Annotated in this window: 3 protein-coding genes; 2 read left to right on the top strand and 1 reads right to left on the bottom strand. The window is 46.6% G+C overall.

Annotated elements, in window-relative coordinates; translation table 11 throughout:
- Together A3762_RS25845 and A3762_RS10485 are read left to right on the top strand one after the other, a co-directional pair.
- Positions 1-429 (top strand): HAD-IIIA family hydrolase (locus A3762_RS25845; protein WP_156493388.1); only part of this gene is annotated, 429 nt, incomplete at its 5' end.
- A 43-nt stretch (positions 430-472) separates the two neighbouring features.
- The gene (locus A3762_RS10485; RefSeq protein WP_068475299.1) at positions 473-1,060 is read left to right on the top strand and encodes an SIS domain-containing protein; all 588 of its coding nucleotides are present in this window, start codon (positions 473-475) and stop codon (positions 1,058-1,060) included.
- A 239-nt stretch (positions 1,061-1,299) separates the two neighbouring features.
- On the opposite strand, the gene waaF is transcribed toward A3762_RS10485, so the two are convergent.
- Positions 1,300-1,881 (bottom strand): lipopolysaccharide heptosyltransferase II (gene waaF / locus A3762_RS10480; protein WP_068755358.1); only part of this gene is annotated, 582 nt, incomplete at its 5' end.

Here is a 1,881-nt window from a genome sequence, read left to right as displayed (position 1 = left end):
TATGCCATTATTATCGTGACAAATCAGAGCGGCATCGCACGCAAATACTACGACGAAGCGACGTTCCAATCTTTTACACATTGGATAGAATCCATGTTTTCTAAGCAGGGAATTCGCGTTCAGCATACTTATCACTGCCCGCATCATCCAAAGTTTTCTCAACCTTGTACATGCAGAAAACCAAGACCAGGCATGATCACAAAAGCAACGCGCGACTTCAAATTACGATTGGCTGAAAGCATTTTGGTTGGCGATAGCAGCTCTGATGTCTCAGTAGCTCGTACTGCCGGCGTCGGCAAAGCCGTCTTATTCAAAGATCCAAATGTGCACAGCGNGCACCGAAGCCGCATATTCCCAGAGCTTTATTTGGAAAAATCTAAACGATTTTACAAGACACGAAGCCTTAGCAGCGTCACAAGACTGTTGTAAACTACGCCCCAAGAAAATACTCGCGAACTAATTGGATAATCATATGAGTCAACGCATCAAAGCGCATATTGAACGCAGCATCGAAGCAAAAACACGTATTTCAAATGATGCTGCCATCCTCGAGCAGCTAGAAACCTCCATTCAACTTTGTGTTGAAGCGATACGTGCAGGTAAAAAAGTACTGTTTATTGGTAACGGAGGAAGCGCCTCGGATGCTCAACATCTTGCTGCTGAACTCGTTGGCCGCTATCGCTTTGATCGTGAATCATTGCCAGCCATCGCACTAACCACTGACACCTCAGCCTTAACCGCGATCGGTAATGACTATGGCTATGACGAAGTCTTTGCAAGACAACTATCAGGACTTGGTCAAGCAGGCGATGTACTTGTCGCTATCTCAACATCTGGTAACTCTGGAAACGTAATCAAGGCCATCGATGTAGCGCGTAAAAAAGGCATCAAAGTGATTGGTATGAGTGGCGAAAAAGGCCAACTTAAGGAAATATCGGACACTTGCTTAGCGGTTCCTGCGCCGCTTACTGCAACAATCCAAGAAGCACACATTATGTTAGGTCATATTCTTTGCGATGGAATTGAACAAGCGCTATGCCCAGAGCTTCCCAAGGATTGAGAACGCTGGACGCTCATAGATCGGGGTCAGAGTAAAAGTACTCTGACCCCAATATTACTAAACCAATGTACTAAGAGAACAAGAGAGCAAACTTTAACTTTCAACCAAATGAAATTGAGGCAAATAGCGTTACGAGAGAAACGTGGGCAAGGCGAAAGCGTTGCGAGAACGCAGAGTTTATATGCGAATAAATGAGCATTTTGAGCTCGCTTTCAACACTGCCCAAGTTGTCGCAGTAGCTATTTTAAACCCTGCAAAGCCGTCCAAACCCTATCCGGCATCATCTCCTCCAAACACTTATAGTGACCAAATGGGCAATCACGCTTGAAACATGGACTACAGTCTATGCTAGCTTTTATAACCGCAGACTTCTCACTGAGTGGCGGTGTGTAATCTGGAGAGGTCGAACCAAACAAGCCAAGCGTTGGGACATTCAATGCGGCCGCTACGTGCATCAAGCCTGAGTCATTGGCTAAGGCCAAATCAGCTTGAGACATTAACGCAACCGCCTCTTCTAGGCTGGTATTGCCTGCCAGCAAACTAACACAATCTTGATCGATAGAATCGGCAATAGCCCCACATGCGGGCACATCATTCTGAGACCCAAATAACCAAACTTGTCCACCTTCAGCAATATGGCGACGTGCGATCTCTGCATAGTGCCTCTCTGGCCACTTCTTAGCACGCCCAAACTCCGCACCCGGACATAGCGCTAGCACCGACTTACTCTTGTCCAAACCGAACTTCGTCATCGCTTTAGCAATATTCTCTGTCGCAGGAACAAGCAAGGGAGCCGGACACTCAAATGCATCTGGCGTTGT

The organism is Oleiphilus sp. HI0125 (genome assembly GCF_001635355.1).
This window is presented reverse-complemented; position numbering and strand designations above follow the sequence as displayed.